Genomic DNA, 18,033 nt, shown 5'->3' with positions numbered 1-18,033 from the left:
CCTCGTCATTTTGCGAATGCCTGCGCGGCCCCGCTAATGTTAAGCAGGGCTAGAAAAAACGTTGCTGAACGGTGATCACATCGCCGGGTTGAATAAGCTCACTCACACTCACTTCCAGTGTGACTTGCCGTCCATTCTGGTAACGAACGATTTGGATATCTGACCGTGAGGCCCGTTCTGTGTAGCCTCCCGCCAGCGCTGCGGCTTTATTCACTGATAATCCAGGTTGGTACGGGTATCCACCTGGTTGCTTGACTTCTCCATCTATAAAAAACGGACGATATTCCACAATCGTAACCGCTACCGACGGGTTAACCAGATAGTCTCCTTTTAATCCCTGATAAATCAGATTTTCCACCTCAGACAGGGTCAATCCAACTAGTTCGAGTTCCCCTAAAAAGGGATAATTGATTTTTCCTATGTCTGGCAAACGGGTCTCCATGGAAAGATCCGGCTGACCAAACACACTAATCGAGATTTTATCGCCGACCCCAAGCCGATATTGACTCATGTTTAGATTACCTTGCTGTGCGAATGCTCCGAACGCCCAGAGCATCACAACGCACCACACCAGACAAGGTTTTACAATTTGCATTACAGGGTGACCTTTGCACTTACACCATATACGTTTCTATCGAAAGTAACCTCCTGACGATCACTATCGCGATCACTAAACTGGTAGAAAATACCCAATGCCAGCCAACGTCTGAATTGATAATCTGCAGATAAATCGAAGCGTTTGACATCATCGGTGCGCTGTTCAGTGGGGCTGCCGATGTATTCGTCCTGAAAATAAACTACCGCCGCTTCGGTAGAAAAACGTTCAACCCACTCATGGGTCCAGCTTGCACGATAATCCCGGGTTTCGATAAAGTCGGCATCAGAATTAGTTTCACGCGTATCGGCACTGGTCGCGACTTCGAAGTGAGAATAGGTAAGCGGACTCCATACCATACCCACCTCCCACTCTGCGCCGGAAAAGTCTTCTCGCTCAGCAGAGTCAAAATTTTTCTGCTTGTAACCCGCTTTGGCGAAGCCTTTGGTCGTGGCACTTGAGCGCCAGGTTACTCCTGCCAATATACTGTTCTCAACGCTATCTAACGGGTTGGTGGGATCGGCCGCCAAATCGTATGTGATATCGGTAGATTCCACTTCAATAACGGCATGTGTTTGTCCACCTATTTTATACGCGAATGCAGCCCTTAGGTCGGAGTATTCCCTGTCTCTAAAAAGATACGCTCCAAGGTTGTGGTCGTAGTCCAGAGCAGCATGTCCTGCACTAAGGTCCAGTCGACCGCGCGCGGACAGCGCGCCAAAGGAGTAAGTACCGTTTACACCAGACTCTTTCCAGGTATCCACTTCGGTAAGTGAGCTCCCACTTCCATTTGAATATCTGCGTCCACGTTCGTCATGACCTGCTTCATAGGTGGCATTAGCATCAAGGCGATGGCGGCTACCGAATTCGAAATCACCCTGTAAGTGCAGCAGGTGATCGGTGTAATTATCAGCACTACTATCGAAATAGTCACCACGCTCGACGCGGTAAGCCAACCCAATTTCATGCGTACTAAAGCGCGTAACTGCTTTTAATTGCGGAGCAATGATACTGGCCCAACTTGAAATGTTAGGATCAGCGTCACTCGCATAAGTCACATTATCAATATACAAGAACTGTGAGTTGAGTTCAGGAAGTAAATCAACTTTCCCAAGCTGAATACGACCCTCATCCTGAGCCATAACGGGTGAAGCAATTACAAAGGAAAGGGCGACTACGCCGGAAGTCCGTCTTATCATGTTATCTCCGCACATTTCAATTAATAGCTGGAAGCATTTAATTCCACGGCCTATCACAAATATGCCATGTGGAATGAAACGTTTTTATATGTTTATTTTTAAAGAAGCATGCGAATAATATGCCAGACACCAAAGTTACAGGGCCGGGTAATTTTCGTACAGTGAAATTCGCTGCATTACGTCGCATAGAAAGCTGCTGTTTTTCGTTGTTGAAAAATTAATTTTCTGCAATGAAATGGTAACTATTGAAATTTCAATGAAAAAATTTGATTGCCAAACACCTATTTTTAGCGTTTTATCTGTTTCTTTGAAAAATTGGAATAGTTGTTGCGTGCATATAAGCCAAGCATGAAATTGGAAGTCTTCGGAAATAATGCTTGTTTCTTTCCAGACCACGGATTATCTGGTTTATCCACGCGGAGCACTTGAGAAATGAAATTTAACTTACTTAATAGTCAGACGCTAATTAGCAACACAATGGCAAAAAAAGTCGATGACAAGGGTGTTAAGGGTTACTACCAAAGTAGTTTTTCTACTTTATATCGGTTGATTGATCTATCCCTGATCACCTTCTGCTTCTATTTGGCGATGTTCTACTATGAGCTAGGTATCAGCACAACAGCGCTTATTTTGCTGTTTGTGAATGTGGTGACATTCCAGTTAACTGCTGAAGGATTCGACTTATACCGTTCCTGGCGTAGTAGCCACACCACCTCAATGCTTCGTTGTAGCGCAATGACTTGGTTAGTAAGTTGTGTGGCAACATTGACTATTGGTTATTTCCTCGCCTACAGCCTAACACTTTCTCCTGAAATGGTATCGGTGTGGTTTGGAACGTCCCTAATTCTGCTATTAACCTGGAGAATCGGCATGCGCCAGATTCTGTTTAAGGTTCGCAAGAGTGGTATGAATACTCGTACAGCCATAATTATCGGTGCTAACCAGGTGGGTTACAATATGGCGATGCAAATGGTCGAAAACGACCAGTTAGGTATTCACTTCAAAGGGGTTTACGATGACCGCATTGAAGACCGCGACGCGCAAAACTTCCAGGATCAGATCAAGGGTAATATCGAACAAGCGATTGAAATGGCTAAGAATCATAAAGTTGATTATATTTATATCGCGTTACCTACGTCAGCTGAAGACAGAATTAAGGCCATATTGGAGAAGTGCAGCGATACGACTGCCAATGTGTATTTAATCCCTAACTTCTTCATGTATTCACTATTGAATTCACGCTGGCAAACAGTGGGTAACGTGCAGGCACTAAGTGTATATGATACCCCGTTTCAGGGTGCTAACGACGTGTTCAAACGTATCGAAGATGTGGTAGTGAGCACAGCAATTTTGACAGTTTTAGCCATCCCTATGCTGATTATTGCGGCGGCAGTTAAATTAACCTCACCGGGACCAGCTATTTTTAAGCAGAAAAGATACGGATTGGATGGTAAGGAAATCACGGTTTATAAATTCCGCTCTATGACTACCCAGGAAAATGGCGCGGAAGTTAAACAAGCAACGAAAAATGACCCACGGGTTACCAAATTGGGTGCATTCTTACGTCGCACGTCGCTAGATGAGTTGCCGCAGTTTATTAATGTACTTCAAGGCAGAATGTCCATTGTAGGACCACGCCCACACGCGGTTGCTCACAATGAGCAATATCGTAAATTGATTACAGGCTATATGCTACGTCATAAGGTTCGCCCTGGGATAACGGGTTGGGCGCAGATCAACGGCCTGCGTGGTGAAACGGAAACGGTTAACAAAATGGCTAAGCGCGTGGAATACGATTTGGATTACATGCACAGATGGTCGGTGTGGTTTGATTTGAAAATCATTCTTAAGACCGTTGTGGGTGGCTTCTCTGGCAAACACGTGTACTAATTATCTCTCACTCTTCAGGCCCCAGTTTTGGGGCCTTTTTTTTGCACTGAACGCCGAGTATAGAGCTGATTCTGCTGTCAGCCAGTCATCAATTATTAATACCCGACTTAGGAGAGTCGAGTAAATAACTGAGACATTGCGAAGGTGAGCTTTGTGCTGGTAAAAACGATAGGGTTTTCAAGTTCAGTACTCTCTGTGAGTGTCTGCAAATGCTCTTGGCAAGTAAATGCTGAAGATGTGCTTACCGATACATTCCCATCGCTAACGGAAAAGTGACTGAACGCTGCGTGCTCCTGCACTTCTAGGTAAGCACAATATTGCGCATAAAATTCTTCTGCGTTAATGCGAGAGAATTTTAGGTTAAGGAGTGATACCCGAGCATCTTGAAATATCGTAATATTCGTTCGGATTTTTTGAACGGTTATACTTGCAGAGAATTAGCATGTTCATAAAGTTGGTCTATTAACGCGCTGAACTGTGCTTGTTCCTGCTGACTGAAACATTGAAGTAACGCTCGTTCATACTCATATGACAGCGGGACAATCTCATCGTAAACGGATTTTCCCGTCGCAGAAAGGCGGATCACCGACCGTCGCCGGTCATCTTCTGCCAACTCCCTTTCTATAAGCTTTCGTTTAAGCAGCCTACTGACGGAACGACTTAGAATCGATTTTTCAATTTGTGTTTTGGTACTGATTTCGTCGGCAGAGATGTCTGGGTATTCACCTAATACGGCCATTATCCGCCATTCCGTTATTGATATGGCAAATTTGTCTTTATAAATATCGGCCACTAAGCTACTGACCTTATTTGATAAAATAGACAAACGGTAAGGCAAAAAACGCTCAAGTTTCAAAATCGAAGCATTAGTATCGGTAGACATGCAGTGTCCTATTATGTTTCCACTCGCTTTACACCTGGAGATGAGCATATTTGACAATAGTTGGTGTTGCAACTAAATTGGTTGGTATTGCAACTATTAGCTATAAGCCACTCTTACACTTTTTTATTCAGTGGCGGCTATGGTGAACACATATAATTACATAAAGGGGAGCGGTATGGCCGATTTATTTGAAAACCCAATGGGACTGGATGGATTTGAATTTGTGGAGTTCTCTGCTCCAGAGAAAGGCATTTTAGAACCTGTATTTGATGCAATGGGTTTCACTAAAGTTGCTGTGCATAAATCTAAGCAAGTGGAATTGTGGCGTCAAGGTGACATCAATTTTGTGACCAACTATGAGCCTAAAAGTCATGCCGCTTATTATGCTGAGGAACATGGCGCTGGCGCATGTGGAATGGCTTTCCGCGTGAAGAATGCCCATTATGCCTATCAAGAAGTATTAAAAAAAGGTGCTCAGCCTGTTGAAGTGCACACGGGTCCAATGGAACTTCGCTTGCCTGCTATCAAAGGAATCGGTGGTGCAACCCTTTACTTAATAGACCGTTACAAGGAAGGCGAGACCATTTACGATATCGATTTTGAATGGATTGAAGGAGTGGATCGTAAACCAGAAGGCTGTGGTTTCCATACCCTTGATCATCTTACCCATAATGTCTATCGCGGACGCATGGACTACTGGGCAGACTATTACACCAAACTATTTAATTTCCGTGAAATTCGCTATTTTGATATCAAAGGTGAATATACTGGTTTGTTATCCAAAGCAATGACTGCACCAGACGGAAAGATCCGCATTCCTCTGAATGAAGAAGCCGCCGGTGGTGGTGGTCAGATTGAAGAATATTTAATGAAGTACAACGGGGAAGGCATTCAGCATATCGCGTTTTCATGTGATAACCTCCTCGAGTGCTGGGATCGCCTGAAAAAACGCGGCATGAAGTTCATGACAGCTCCGCCAGAAACCTATTATGACATGCTGGAAGAACGTTTACCGGGCCATGGTGAACCCACCGAAGAACTAAAATCGCGCGGCATTCTGCTTGATGGCACGACCGAAGGTGGCAAACCACGTCTATTGCTACAGATTTTTTCTGAAAATATGCTGGGGCCGGTTTTCTTTGAATTCATCCAGCGTAAAGAAGACGAAGGCTTTGGCGAAGGTAACTTTAAAGCGTTGTTCGAGTCAATTGAGCGCGATCAGTTAAACCGTGGTGTTATCAAGAAAAAAGACGAGGTTGCTTAATGGCGATTAAACGTATTCATCATGTGGCATATCGCTGTAAAGATGCCAAAGAGACGGTCACTTTCTATCGTGATCTGTTAGGAATGGACTTTCAGTTAGCGATTGCGGAAAACGAAGTTCCTTCTACGAAGGAGCCGGATCCTTACATGCATGTATTTTTAGATGCGGGGATGGGAAATGTGTTGGCGTTCTTCGAAATTCCTAACTCTCCTGAAATGGGTCGTGATACCAATACCCCAGCGTGGGTTCAACATATTGCCTTTGAAGTAGAAAGCATGGACGAATTGCTGGCTGCTAAAGAAAAGTTAGAAAGCAATGGCATTAAAGTATTGGGGCCTACGGATCACACAATTTTCAAGTCTATTTATTTCTTCGACCCCAATGGGCATCGCATTGAGTTAGCAGCGAATACTGCGAAACCTGGCATGCTGGAAGAATTAAAGCGGGTGGCACCCGATATGCTTGAAGAGTGGTCTAAGACCAAACAAGCACCAAAACATGCCGACTGGTTGCATAGCGGCGGTGATTTTTCTGGGGCAAACAGTTAACAACTGACTTAGTATAATCTTTTTTAAAGCCACATTTGCGCGAGCAACTGTGGCTTTTTTTGTTTTCACTAGACTAGCGCATTCGAGAAACCGGTGGGCAACGACCAATGGCAACTATACTTCTACAACCATCCATTAGGTATCGTGGATGAGCGTGTTGGCCGAGTGATACGGCCAACCTAATGTGTTACCTATGTGGTGACATTTAAATGTTACCTATGTGATGGTTCTTACAGGGGGAAACCTCCGCGCCAAGTCGTCATCCTCCGCCCCATCCATCATCCTCCGCCTCATTCGTCATCCTCCGCAGAGGCGAAGGAGCTCATTTCTCACCACATAAAATTACACGCCACTTTCATACTGTCCTCTCTAGTGTGGAGATTCCCACTTGCGTAGAAATGACGGTTTTTTAGTTCTGCTACGAGTCTGGAAATGATGAGGGTGTTTTGACTGACCTTATCCTAAGGTCAGTCGATGATTTAAGCTGGAGCTTTTAAGCATCAAACGAGTTGTTAAAAATCATACACAGAAGCAGACGAAAGCAACTGTGAGGAGTTAATCTTTTCCCTGACGCAACTTTTAATTTTATCCTGTGAGAAGACGTACACACGATCCAATAACTGATTATTATCGTTGCGGCTGAAGTCCTTCAGAACAAAGCTAACATTTTCACTCTCTGGTAATCCACGTAAACCATTTCCGAAGCGACATAATGCATCACCTATATTCGATTCAAAGTTTGCCAAAAATTGCTTGTAAGCTTTTTGCTGTGCTTCTTTTCGCTTGTTAAGCTTTTGTTTTTGTTCCTGTTCAATTTCCTGCGCTTGTTTCGTTAACTCCTGTTTTCGCTGCTCAAATTGTTTCATTTTCTGTTCCACGCCTTGCAGCTCTTCTTTTAGCTCCTGTTCTCTTTCGCGATCAGCCTGCCGCAATTCAAATTTCAAATCTCGGTGCTCACGTTCTAGTTCTCGCTGCTCCCACGCCAGTTCTCTCTCTTTACTGCGCAACTCGCGCATCTCTTCGCGTTGCTCTCGGAAGGCTTCTTCAAAATGGTGAACGGTTTCTTCGGCAAAACTTTCCCAATCGTGATCAAAATCGATTTCTATCCCATCCTCTCCTGAAATAAATACATCTGGTGGCGCAGGCGCGTCAGGTACGCTGATAAAAATATCCCTCAACCCACTTAGTAAGCCTATCCCAGTACTACGAGTCGAGACGGTGTACACCACCCCCTGCTCAGCCAAATAGGTAGCATCAAGTGAACGGTAACGAATGCTGCGTTCGCCACTGCTTTGTTTTAAAGCGGTATCCAAAACCCCCGTCATAATTTCTATTTCTTTGTTTAATTCAACATAATTTTTTGAAGCCGCTTGGCTCGCCCCTACAAAGCCGAAACTGGTGGCCAGCATAAGGGCGGCGATTGAATTACGTTTTAACTTATTCATGAGTTGTCTCCAAAGGTCTGCCCAGGCCAGAATAGGTACTGCCTATTGCATCAATTTCCTGTTCAAGGTTATTAATTTGACGAGCATAAAAGTGCTGATCGTCACTACGTTGTTGGTTGATAAATTTAACCAACTCGGCAAAATCTTCTCTTCGTTCCTGTCTGCTTGAAGACAGTAGATATTGGGTTAGCTGAGCGCCATTTTCCTGCTGCTGTTTGGCCATGGCGTCCATGTATTGGGTTAGCAGTAATTGATTGGACTCTTTATATTCATCCAAACGACTCGCCACCATTTGATTAATGTCTTTTTCACTTATCCCTCGATTGAAGCCTAGCGTCATCTGGCCATCATTCACTTGCACATGAAACCCGGATAACACCATCACCATGGCCGCTGCAGACATAGCCATTGAAGCGACCGGCAGCCATTGGAACTGCCACCATGGTGCGTTAGATTGTAAATCAAAATACGTTGCTTCTTTGTTCCAGGCAGGGACAGGAGCCTGCTCAAATTGCTCGGCAGCTAAAGTAAACTGATTGGCTGTTTCCACTTGTGCGGCAAACTCATCATCCTCTAAGCAAAGTTGTTCAAAGCGTTGTCTTTCCTCGACAGACAGCTCACCATCCAACCATTTAGTGATAAGTGATTCGTACTCGGGATTATGCATTTTCCACCTCCAAATCCAGTTTTAACTTGTTTAACGCGCTATACAGTCTGGATTTAACCGTATTGGAAGAAAGTCCTAGCTGCTGGGCAATTTCATCAAACGTGAAATGATGAAAAAATTTAAGCTCTACCACCGCCTTTTGAGCCACGGATAACTTTTGCATTGCTTTTAACACCTGTTTGCTCGATTCATCTGATAACATTCCAATTTCTGGTGTATCCTCTTCGGATATCTGCTCTGGACATTCATCCAAAGATTGCTGCGGACGTTTACGGCGATAAAATTCCATACAACGATAATGCGCAATCTTGAACAACCATCCTCTAAAGGCCCCTTCTCCCCGATAGTTCGAAAGACTTTTAAACACCGACACGAAAATGTCCTGCATAAGATCGGCGGCGTCATGCGTATTGCCGGTCATTCTTATGCCATATTGATAAATTGGCTGCTCGTAACGCTGGATTAATGTAAACCACGCTTTTTTATCGCCATTACGCGCTTTTGCAACCAGTTGTTCGTCCCGTTTTTCGAACACCTTGTGTCCTCTTCATTATTGTTATTGAGTTGTCACTGCTTACCGATTAATGTCGAGCCATTGCATAAAAAAGTTTGCTATAAATTAAAAAATTTTATCCCAGGATGGGGAGAGGTAATAAGGGGGCTACAATTTCACCAATTCGGCGGAACAGTTGCATGCGCGTTGTGCCTGCACGCCATACCAGCCCGATTTCGCGCCATGCGCCTTGTTCGGCTGGCATTGCGACTAGCTTGGTATTATCGAGAATTTGTTGGTTTAGCGCTAATTCTGGTAAAAAAGTATAGCCCAGTTTGCTGTTAGCTAACTTTACCAATGTATACAGACTGCTTGCCGCCAAATTACTGACTTGCTCTCGATGCTGCAAGCCACAGGCACTCACAGCATGACCCGTCATGCAATGTTCTTGTTGTAATAAAAAAATACTGCGCTTTGGTAATAGTTGTATATCCAGAGGGTCAGGTAAGGTGGCGGCTAATTCGCGGTGGGCGATAAGGTGAAAAGGATCATGGCCGAGAATCATCTGTTTGCACCCAGGTGTTTCTATAGGAAGCGCTAAGATCAGCAAATCCAATTCGCCATCGGTCAGCTGTTGCAACAAGTTGTCGGTGGTGTCCTCCTGCAACTCTACGCTAAGTTTGGGAAGGAAAGTTTTGAAGCCACCCAGCATACCCTCAAAGAGAAATGGGGCGATGGTAGGAATAACGCCTAACTTGACGGCACCACTGTCCCATTGGCCTGCGTTTTGGGCAAAATCAATCAGTTCACTTGCGTCCTGCAACAGCATTTTACTTTTATCGACTACGTCGAGTCCTAACGAAGTAAATACAAAGGTTTTATGCTCGCGTTCCAACAACTGCGAGCCAAAATGATCTTCTAAGTTTTGAATTGCCGTGCTCAGCGTTGACTGGCTTACGTTACAACGTTGAGCGGCCTTATGAAAGTTTTGTTCTTGGTGCAGGGTTACCAAATAATGCAGGTGTTTGAGGTTAGGCCATTTCATAGTTAATTCTTATGATTAGAAAAGACCTTTTTAATCTAGCATACAGATTAAAAACCTCAATAACCTTATCTTGCTCGTCCCTTTATTTCGCTAATATCGATTCCAAAGTGTCTTTGGTAAGTGGCTTTACATAATGTGCATCAAATCCTGCAGCTTTAGATTCTTCAATGTATTTGTCACTCCCCCAGCCGCTTTGCGAATAAAATTTTACGCCTTGGGCTTCGGGTAATACCTTTAACAGCTTACATAGTTCATAACCATCCAGTTCTGGCATGCCAATATCGAGGAACACGCAGTCTGGTTTAAACGTTTTAAAGGCAGCAACCGCTTCTTTTGGCTCGGATACCCCGCAGGTTTCAAAACCAATGGCTTCGCACAATAAACAATAGGTATCCACCAGGTCTGCGTTATCATCAACAAACATTACTTTTTTTTGTGCCACCGTTTTGTGCTCCCCCACCGTGTATGTTGTCTGCTCATAGGCAGATTGCGAAACAGGCAGACGAATTTCAAAGGTACTGCCCTTTCCTTCCCCTTCACTTTCTACAGAAATGCTTCCGTGATGAAGGGCGACTAGTTTACTAACTAATGTTAATCCAATACCCAGCCCACCTTTGGTATGGGTTGAATGTGCTTCAATCTGGGTAAACATATTAAATACATCAGACAATCGCTCGTGGGGAATTCCCAGTCCACTATCGGTAATGCGGACGACGACTAAACTGGCTTCCTGTTTGACGCTAATAGAGATTTTTCCGTTTTCGTCAGTATATTTCGCCGCGTTGTGAATAATATTTGAAAAAATCTGACTTAAGCGAGCTCGATCACCAAAAACGGGCACCCCGTCTTCAAGATACTTTACACTCACATCGTGATTTTTTGACTTAATATGCTGATTGACCATTTCCAGTGATTCGGCGATGATATCTTGTATATTCAGCCGTTCGAACTCCAACTTCACTTTGCCTTGGGTGATGCGAGATACGTCCATCAGGTCATTGACCAGCTTAGACATATACTCTGCCTGGCGACTGATGATCGCACTGACCCTTTTTTTGGTTGCCTCATCATCAGTGGATTCTAAAATACTGGCGCCCGACATAATCGGTCCTAGCGGGTTACGCAATTCGTGAGCAAGCGTGGCTAAAAATTCGTTTCGATACTGGTCTTGTTTTTCCAGCTCCTGAATGCTGATGTGCATGCGCTCCTGCACATCCAATGCGTACACTAAAAACATCCGGTTTAATCGGTAGGCAGTGTCGATATCAGCACTATCAAAGGGCGCTGAGTGGTTAATTATTTTCCTTTCATGAATGGCAAAGGAGGTGCGCGGTTTTAAACGCTCTTCTTTAGGCGCATCTTCGGATTTCTCGTTTTCGGCCCCAATCCACTTTTGAACCCTCACGGATTCTTTACGAAACCAGGCTGTGAAATAGCGCTTTTTCTCAAATAAAGGAATTATCATAATCCCTGCTAAACCATGTTCCTTCACTTCCGGCCAGGTTTCTGAAAGATTATCATTGGTATAGGGGAAGGCATCTGCACGACTGGCTGCAGAAAAAATTGTTTTAACTAAATCAATTGGCAGGGTTTTACCCAGCGTAATGGTTTCGTACTGCGAAAAGTAAATGAACCCATCACAATTCATGGCATCTAGAAACGCTTTTTCACCACTTTTGACTACCCGACCGATTGGATTTGACGGTCCAATCTTATCCAGCATTTCGTCAACCGCGCGCTCAATGTTTGTTTTTTTTGCTTTCGCAATTTCCTGTTCTTTCGCTAATAAGTGCCAGGAAAATAACTGGCTTAAATTCTCACACTGCAAACGTACATCCTGTGGAATGTAACATGGTTCTCGGTGATGGCAGGAAATCATGCCGTAAAGCTCGCCATCAGTTACCAAAGAAACGCTAAACGATGCGCGAAGCCCCTGGTTACGAATATATTGCAAGTGGATAGGTGAAAAACGGCGTAACAGGGAACGTGTCAGATCAAGTGGCTCGCGGCCGGTTTTTTCAATGGAGGGTATCAACCGCGATGCATCGAGTTCGGTGTCTGGCGTTAAACGAACCCAGTTGGTTTTATACAGTTCCCGAGCTTGTGCGGGTATGTCGGATGCCGGAAAGTACAGATCCTGATAAGAATCAATATCATCCGCTTTGGCCTCAGCAATGACTTTACCTGAAAAATCTTCATTGAATTTGTACAGAACCACTCTGTCCATATTAGTGAGAAAGCGGATCGTCGCCACCATCTCCTGCGCCATTTCTTTCAGGGAGGTAAGGTGTTTAAAGCGCGGGGCAATACTCATCGCGTAAAGCTTGATGAATTGTTCTGCACTGTAAGTATCGCGAAACTCAGTCGAAGGCTCTAACTCCACCACAAAGTGTTCACCACTGCTGTAAACAACGGCCAGGTATTCTATATCTGCATCAGGGGCCAGCAAGGATTCATTAAGAGTCAGGCGAATTGGCAGGCGAATTTTATTTTCCTGGACCCGCTTAAGGGTAAGTTCCAAAAATGATTTTTCTTCCGTTTCTGGACGCAGTAAGCTTAAGAAGTCCTCTCCTATAATGGATTCGTCAGCCTTAAATAAACTGTCAACATTTTCGCTGATGATAGCGACACGTTTATCCGTGATATTGAACGCAATTAAAAAGCCGTAGCTCTGAATGCTTTCTGGAATGTGGATCGGCTCGTTTTCACATTTATCAAAAGCAAATTGCGGTTGTTCCTGCTGCATTCATTATATCCTGGTCAATGTCATATTGTGATGTCTATTAAGCAGCGAGTGCTGCGCCAGCTGCGACTTATATTAAACGAAATAAAATGCGAAACAGACTAACACGAATAGCTGACTATTCGAAATTCTAAAGACGATAGTTTTTACGTTTTCAGGCCGGTTGCATAGAGCAGACGCCACGGCAATATAACCTGTTCGGCATGAATTTGGGGAGTGAAATAATCAAAAATTGCGTTTTCGATTTCGTGTAGTGAGGTCTCTAAGCCAAAGAGTCCTTTAAAAAAGTTTACAAATACCGACATAGATGGGAAAACCCAGGGAACATCATCGTGAGATAAACGAACGTTGCTAAAACCCGCTTTCACTAACTGGGCTCGCAGGCTGGTTTCCTCTATAAACACGCCCTTATGGCCAGAGGCCGAATGGGCATCTACATATTCGTTTAACCAGCGCGCTATATTTGAACCAACTACCACATCACAGATAGCCAGTTGGCCCCCTGATTTTAACGAGCGGTACGCCTCGTTTAGAGTAGATTGATGACAATCGCTATGGTGTAAACCAGCCAGACCGATTGCAACGTCCATCGATTCAGTAGCAATTTGCGGAAAGCATTCTACTTCATCGTTTACGGCAACATGGTATGACTTTAAGCGCGCCCGATGAATATCACTTGGCTCAAGACAATAACAGGTTACCTGCCCTTGCAGATTACGGTAAACCTTGTCAGACAAATAACCACCAGCAGCTTGAATATCCAACACATTCGAGTGAGGACGTATGCGTACGTACTGCAGCAACCTATCTCGTTCATTTGCCCGGATCTCAGGGTAATCCTTCATACAGTTTTCGTCTGAAACAGCTGGCAAGTTCTTCATTTTTATTCCCTTCCTAAATGTGGTGACATTTTCGAACCAAGGCTGAACAAATATTGTGCACCAAAAAAATTTTTTCTGCTATCAAATCAATAACGCATCTTTAAAATTAGGCATAACCCATCTATCTTTGAAATATCACTTAGGTTACTTGTTATCAAAGGAAAACTATGCAGTCACTCATTATTACGGTAATTGGAAAAGACAAGCCAGGCATTGTTGATTCCATAGCCAAAAACGTATACCAGCGCAATGGAAATTGGCTTTCAAGTAGTTTTGCACATATGGCTGGCATGTTCACAGGTTTTGTCGAGGTTCAGGTTAGTGAAGAAAATGTCGATGAACTGGTTTCATCGGTGAGTAAAATTCCTGAGCTGGATGTCCATTCTATCTCTGTGGCTAGTGCCCCGACAGAATTTGCCAATACACTCACCGTAGATGTAATGGGGAATGATAAGCAGGGAATTGTACAAGAGTTGACCAGCGTATTTAATCAATTCAATTTGAATATTATATCTTTCGAATCCCGCTGCGAAAGCGCTCCTGCCTGGGGGAGTTTAATGTTTAAAGCTCGCGCAGTCATTTCGGTTCCGGATAACTTTGATGAAGCGGCGCTGCAAGCGGCGTTAGAGAACCGCTCTAACGATCTGGTCGTAGATATTGCTAACGCCAACTGAGTGGAAACTAGCAGTGTCACAAAGAAGTCATGCCAGCGGCAGGGGCTTGGTTTTGTTGATATTCGTTTCATCAACACATTATAAGAAAATATGGACCCCATCGAATTATATTATCCCAAAGAGCTTAGCTGGTTATCTTTTAACGAGCGCGTCCTGCAGGAAGCAGCTGATCGGAGCACTCCCGCGGTAGAACGACTACGTTTTTTGGGGATTTATTCAAATAACCTGGACGAATTTTTCCGAGTCAGAGCAGCCGATGTGAAACGCCAAATTACCATCGCGCAAAACGATGGCAATGACATGGAAGCTGAACAGAAAATATTGCTGATGGAGCAGATTCAAACCAAGGTCGTTGAGTTATCGGCTAAATTTAATGACATTCACAAAGATGTTTTAAAATCTCTGGCACGTTATCATATTCACATATTACGCAAAGATGATTTAAACGATTATCAAAAAACCTGGGTGCGCAATTTTTTTGTCAATAAGGTACTGCGACATATTGCGCCCATCCTGATAGATAAAAAAACGGATCTCTTAAGTCGCTTAAACGGCACCGCTGTTTACCTGTACGTGGCAATCAGGCGTAAAGGCAGGAATCCGCGCTTTGCTGCGGTGCAGGTACCCACAACGGAAATGTCACGTTTTGTGCTCATTCCCCCTGAAAAAAGCCGCAAGAAAAAACACATTATTTTGCTCGATGACATCATCCAGTTGTGTCTGGCTGAGATATTCAGAGGCTTCGTCAAATTTGACTCCCTGGAAGCCTTTTCTTTTAAGATGACCCGCGATGCTGAGTATTACATAAACGATGAAATCGATGAAAGTTACGTCGAAAAAATGTCGGAGAGTATGAAGCAACGACTCATTGCAGAACCCGTACGCGTGATCCACGACCAATCGATGCCCAAAGATATGGTGTCAGACCTGCGCAAACGACTCAAAATCACTTCGCTGGATACCATGCACGCCGCAGGTCATTATCGCAACTTTAAAGATTTTATCGGGTTTCCTAACGTCGGCAGACAGTATCTTGAACACCCCCCGATCCCTGCACTGAACAGTCGTATTTTTTCCCGTTTTAATACTATTTTTGATGCGATTACCGCCCACGATGTACTGTTATACTACCCTTACCATCGCTTTTTACATTTCACCGAATTTGTCCGCCAGGCGGCTTTTGACCCCAACGTGAAGACGATTCGGATCAATATTTATCGAGTGGCCTCCAACTCACGCATTATCAACTCATTAATAGATGCCGTAGATAATGGCAAAAAAGTGACCGTAGTGGTCGAACTTCGCGCACGCTTTGACGAAGAGGCCAATATCGAGTGGTCTAAACAAATGACGGATGCGGGCATTCGCGTTATTTTGGGCGTACCGACGTTAAAAATACACAGTAAGGTGTGCGTGGTTTCACGAGAAGAGCGGGGTTCGATGGTACATTACGCCCATTTTGGCACCGGAAACTTTAACGAGAAAACTGCTAAAATTTACACTGACTTTAGCCTGTTCACGCGTAATCAGGATTTAGCCGAAGAAGCGGTAGGTGTGTTTGATTTAATTCAATACCCATATCGGCGCTATAAGTTTCAACACCTGCAAATTTCGCCTTTAAACGCGCGCACTAAAATCCAGTCGCTTATTCGTCAGGAAATTCAGCACGTGAAGGAGGGTGCTAAAGCTGGGATAACGATTAAGATAAATAATCTGGTGGATAAAGCGTTAATTGATGATCTCTACCGCGCCAGTCAGGCGGGGGTTAAAATTCGCGCGATCATTCGTGGAATGTGTTCGTTAGTACCCGGTATCAAAGGCTTGAGCGATAACATACAAATTATCTCTATCGTCGATCGTTTTCTTGAACACCCGCGGGTGATGATTTTTGCAGGAGGAGGCGAGCGCAAAGTTTTTATTTCTTCCGCTGACTGGATGACTCGTAATATGGATAATCGAATAGAAGTGGGTTGTCCAATCTATGACAAACGGCTACAACAACAACTGGTAGATATTATTGAGCTGCAGTTCAAAGACACCCTCAAAGCACGCATCATTGACAAAGACCAGGTTAACCAATATGTGCACCGCGGTAACCGCAAGAAAATCCGTTCTCAGGAAGCCATTTATGACTACCTGAAAACCGGTGAAGAAGGCTCTGAGTGAACAAACAAAAGGTTTCGCAAAGTACTGCCTTTGAAGAGGCGGAATTAAGAGAAGTCACTAAAGTGGCCGCATTAGATATTGGTTCGAATAGTTTTCACTTAGTCGTCGCTCGCATTGTGGCAGGTTCAGTACAAATCTTACATACAGTGAAACAGAAAGTACGGCTGGCGCAGGGATTAGATGAAAACGACGTGCTGTCGCCTGAAGCTATCGAGCGGGGTCTGGCAATGCTGCGCATTGCTGCCGATACGCTGCAAGGTTTTGAACCTGATAGTGTAAGGATTGTCGCTACCCATACTCTGCGCAAGGCCGCTAACGCTAAACAATTTATTAAAGCAGCCAAAGCCGTCATCCCCTACCCCATCGAAGTAATTTCTGGTACCGAAGAGGCGCGCTTGATTTATTCGGGCGTGGCGCATACTCATCACCATGAAGGTAAAAGGCTGGTTATCGATATTGGGGGCGGCTCTACCGAATTTGTGATTGGTGAAGGGTTTGAACCAAAGCTTTGTCGTAGTATTCAAATGGGGTGTGTCAGCTACACGCGACGTTTTTTTGCTAATGGAGAACTTAATGGAAAGGCTTTTGAAAAGGCTATCACCAGTGCTGAACAGGAACTGGAGTTAATTGAAGGGAAATATCAGGCAATGGGCTGGGAATTATGTATTGGCACGTCCGGCACGATCAAAACACTGTTTCGGCTGGCCCAGATTGAGCGTCCAAATGGACACGATATCCCGGTAACGTTAAAAAGTTTAAAAAACCTGATGAAGCGGTTTGTTGAGTGTGGGCAGGCCGACAAGTTATCGTTTGCCGGTTTAAGTGAAGATAGAAAACCTGTGATTGCCGCCGGCTTAGCGATACTTATCGGTATTTTTAAAACGTTGAAAATAGAAAATTTGCTGTATTCATCTGCTGCGCTCCGTGAAGGTGTTATTTACGAAATGGAAGATACCATGCATCACCAGGATATCCGCGCGCGAACCGCGACGAGTCTGGCATCCCGTTACGACGTCGATACCGCACAGGCAAACCTGGTTTTCAATACGGCGATGACGTTATTTGACGCCTGCGCAAACAGCTGGAAATTAAAAGGGTCTGAATATAAAAGTATGTTGGGATGGGCTGCGTTGTTACATGAAGTAGGCTTGCAAATAAATTCGCGCGGAGTACAACGACACTCCGCGTATATCCTCGCCAACGCTGATATGCCAGGTTTTACCCAGGAGCAACAGGAACTTCTAGCCACCCTCGTAGGCAATCATAGAAAAAAAATACGCGCACAAGATTTCGGGGAATTTAATCAATATGACAGCGAGCTAGTTTGCAAGCTTATTGTGCTGCTGCGTCTGGCCGTTATTTTAAATATAAAACGACAGCTGAACTACCTGCCTGAAATCGATATTAGCGCTGGAAAAACAAGCTGTACGTTACAGTTTCCCCAGCACTGGTTTGTACATCGCCCTATCATCGCTGCGGACCTTGAACAAGAGCAACAGTATTGGCAGGTGCTTGATCTCACCTTAATGATTAAATAGCG

At 44.3% G+C, this 18,033-nt stretch carries 15 protein-coding genes; 6 read left to right on the top strand and 9 right to left on the bottom strand.

The window, feature by feature from the left end:
* Positions 1-49: 49 nt before the first annotated feature.
* Together OPS25_RS13395 and OPS25_RS13390 are read right to left on the bottom strand one after the other, a co-directional pair.
* The gene (locus OPS25_RS13395; RefSeq protein ID WP_407080244.1) at positions 50-556 is read right to left on the bottom strand and encodes a polysaccharide biosynthesis/export family protein; all 507 of its coding nucleotides are present in this window, start codon (positions 554-556) and stop codon (positions 50-52) included.
* Between the two features lie 38 nt (positions 557-594).
* Complete coding sequence (locus OPS25_RS13390; RefSeq protein ID WP_265618280.1) at positions 595-1,794, bottom strand: outer membrane beta-barrel protein; 1,200 nt, start codon at positions 1,792-1,794, stop codon at positions 595-597.
* Between the two features lie 477 nt (positions 1,795-2,271).
* Here OPS25_RS13390 and OPS25_RS13385 point away from each other — a divergent pair, with 477 nt between their 5' ends.
* Entirely contained in the window at positions 2,272-3,684 is a 1,413-nt protein-coding gene (locus tag OPS25_RS13385; RefSeq protein WP_407080243.1) for an undecaprenyl-phosphate glucose phosphotransferase, read from the top strand.
* Between the two features lie 421 nt (positions 3,685-4,105).
* Here OPS25_RS13385 and OPS25_RS13380 read toward each other — a convergent pair whose 3' ends face one another.
* Positions 4,106-4,567 carry a MarR family winged helix-turn-helix transcriptional regulator gene (locus OPS25_RS13380; RefSeq protein ID WP_265618278.1) on the bottom strand — a complete coding sequence of 154 codons (462 nt, stop codon included), beginning with the start codon at positions 4,565-4,567 and terminating at the stop codon, positions 4,106-4,108.
* Between the two features lie 175 nt (positions 4,568-4,742).
* Here OPS25_RS13380 and hppD point away from each other — a divergent pair, with 175 nt between their 5' ends.
* Together hppD and OPS25_RS13370 are read left to right on the top strand one after the other, a co-directional pair.
* Positions 4,743-5,831, top strand: a complete 1,089-nt coding sequence (gene hppD / locus OPS25_RS13375) for a 4-hydroxyphenylpyruvate dioxygenase (protein ID WP_265618277.1) — start codon at positions 4,743-4,745, stop codon at positions 5,829-5,831.
* The gene (locus tag OPS25_RS13370) at positions 5,831-6,379 is read left to right on the top strand and encodes a VOC family protein (RefSeq protein ID WP_265618276.1); all 549 of its coding nucleotides are present in this window, start codon (positions 5,831-5,833) and stop codon (positions 6,377-6,379) included. The genes hppD and OPS25_RS13370 overlap by 1 nt, the downstream gene beginning before the upstream one ends.
* A gap of 512 nt (positions 6,380-6,891) precedes the next feature.
* Here OPS25_RS13370 and OPS25_RS13365 read toward each other — a convergent pair.
* The 6 genes from OPS25_RS13365 to OPS25_RS13340 form a co-directional block, all read right to left on the bottom strand.
* The gene (locus OPS25_RS13365) at positions 6,892-7,824 is read right to left on the bottom strand and encodes a hypothetical protein (protein WP_265618274.1); all 933 of its coding nucleotides are present in this window, start codon (positions 7,822-7,824) and stop codon (positions 6,892-6,894) included.
* Positions 7,817-8,491: an anti-sigma factor family protein gene (locus OPS25_RS13360; RefSeq protein ID WP_265618273.1), complete on the bottom strand. Its 675-nt coding sequence runs from the start codon at positions 8,489-8,491 to the stop codon at positions 7,817-7,819. The genes OPS25_RS13365 and OPS25_RS13360 overlap by 8 nt, the downstream gene beginning before the upstream one ends.
* Complete coding sequence (locus OPS25_RS13355; protein WP_265618271.1) at positions 8,484-9,026, bottom strand: RNA polymerase sigma factor; 543 nt, start codon at positions 9,024-9,026, stop codon at positions 8,484-8,486. Before OPS25_RS13355 ends, OPS25_RS13360 begins: the two co-directional genes overlap by 8 nt.
* Before the next feature lie 94 nt (positions 9,027-9,120).
* Entirely contained in the window at positions 9,121-10,029 is a 909-nt protein-coding gene (locus tag OPS25_RS13350) for a hydrogen peroxide-inducible genes activator (RefSeq protein WP_265618270.1), read from the bottom strand.
* Between the two features lie 82 nt (positions 10,030-10,111).
* Positions 10,112-12,775 (bottom strand): ATP-binding protein, encoded by a 2,664-nt coding sequence (locus OPS25_RS13345; RefSeq protein WP_265618269.1) that lies wholly within the window; start codon positions 12,773-12,775, stop codon positions 10,112-10,114.
* Positions 12,776-12,918: 143 nt separating this feature from the next.
* Positions 12,919-13,653: a class I SAM-dependent methyltransferase gene (locus OPS25_RS13340; protein ID WP_265618268.1), complete on the bottom strand. Its 735-nt coding sequence runs from the start codon at positions 13,651-13,653 to the stop codon at positions 12,919-12,921.
* 167 nt (positions 13,654-13,820) lie between these two features.
* On the opposite strand from OPS25_RS13340, the gene OPS25_RS13335 reads away from it, so the two are divergent.
* From OPS25_RS13335 to ppx, 3 genes are all read left to right on the top strand, one after another.
* Positions 13,821-14,327 carry a glycine cleavage system protein R gene (locus tag OPS25_RS13335; protein WP_265618267.1) on the top strand — a complete coding sequence of 169 codons (507 nt, stop codon included), beginning with the start codon at positions 13,821-13,823 and terminating at the stop codon, positions 14,325-14,327.
* Positions 14,328-14,417: 90 nt separating this feature from the next.
* Positions 14,418-16,493, top strand: a complete 2,076-nt coding sequence (gene ppk1, locus OPS25_RS13330) for a polyphosphate kinase 1 (RefSeq protein WP_265618266.1) — start codon at positions 14,418-14,420, stop codon at positions 16,491-16,493.
* Positions 16,490-18,031, top strand: coding sequence for an exopolyphosphatase (ppx, locus tag OPS25_RS13325; protein ID WP_265618265.1), 1,542 nt, complete (start codon positions 16,490-16,492; stop codon positions 18,029-18,031). Before ppk1 ends, ppx begins: the two co-directional genes overlap by 4 nt.
* The last annotated feature ends 2 nt before the right edge of the window (positions 18,032-18,033 follow it).

Source organism: Alteromonas aquimaris (assembly GCF_026183695.1).
Lineage (GTDB): Bacteria > Pseudomonadota > Gammaproteobacteria > Enterobacterales > Alteromonadaceae > Alteromonas > Alteromonas aquimaris.
This window is presented reverse-complemented; position numbering and strand designations above follow the sequence as displayed.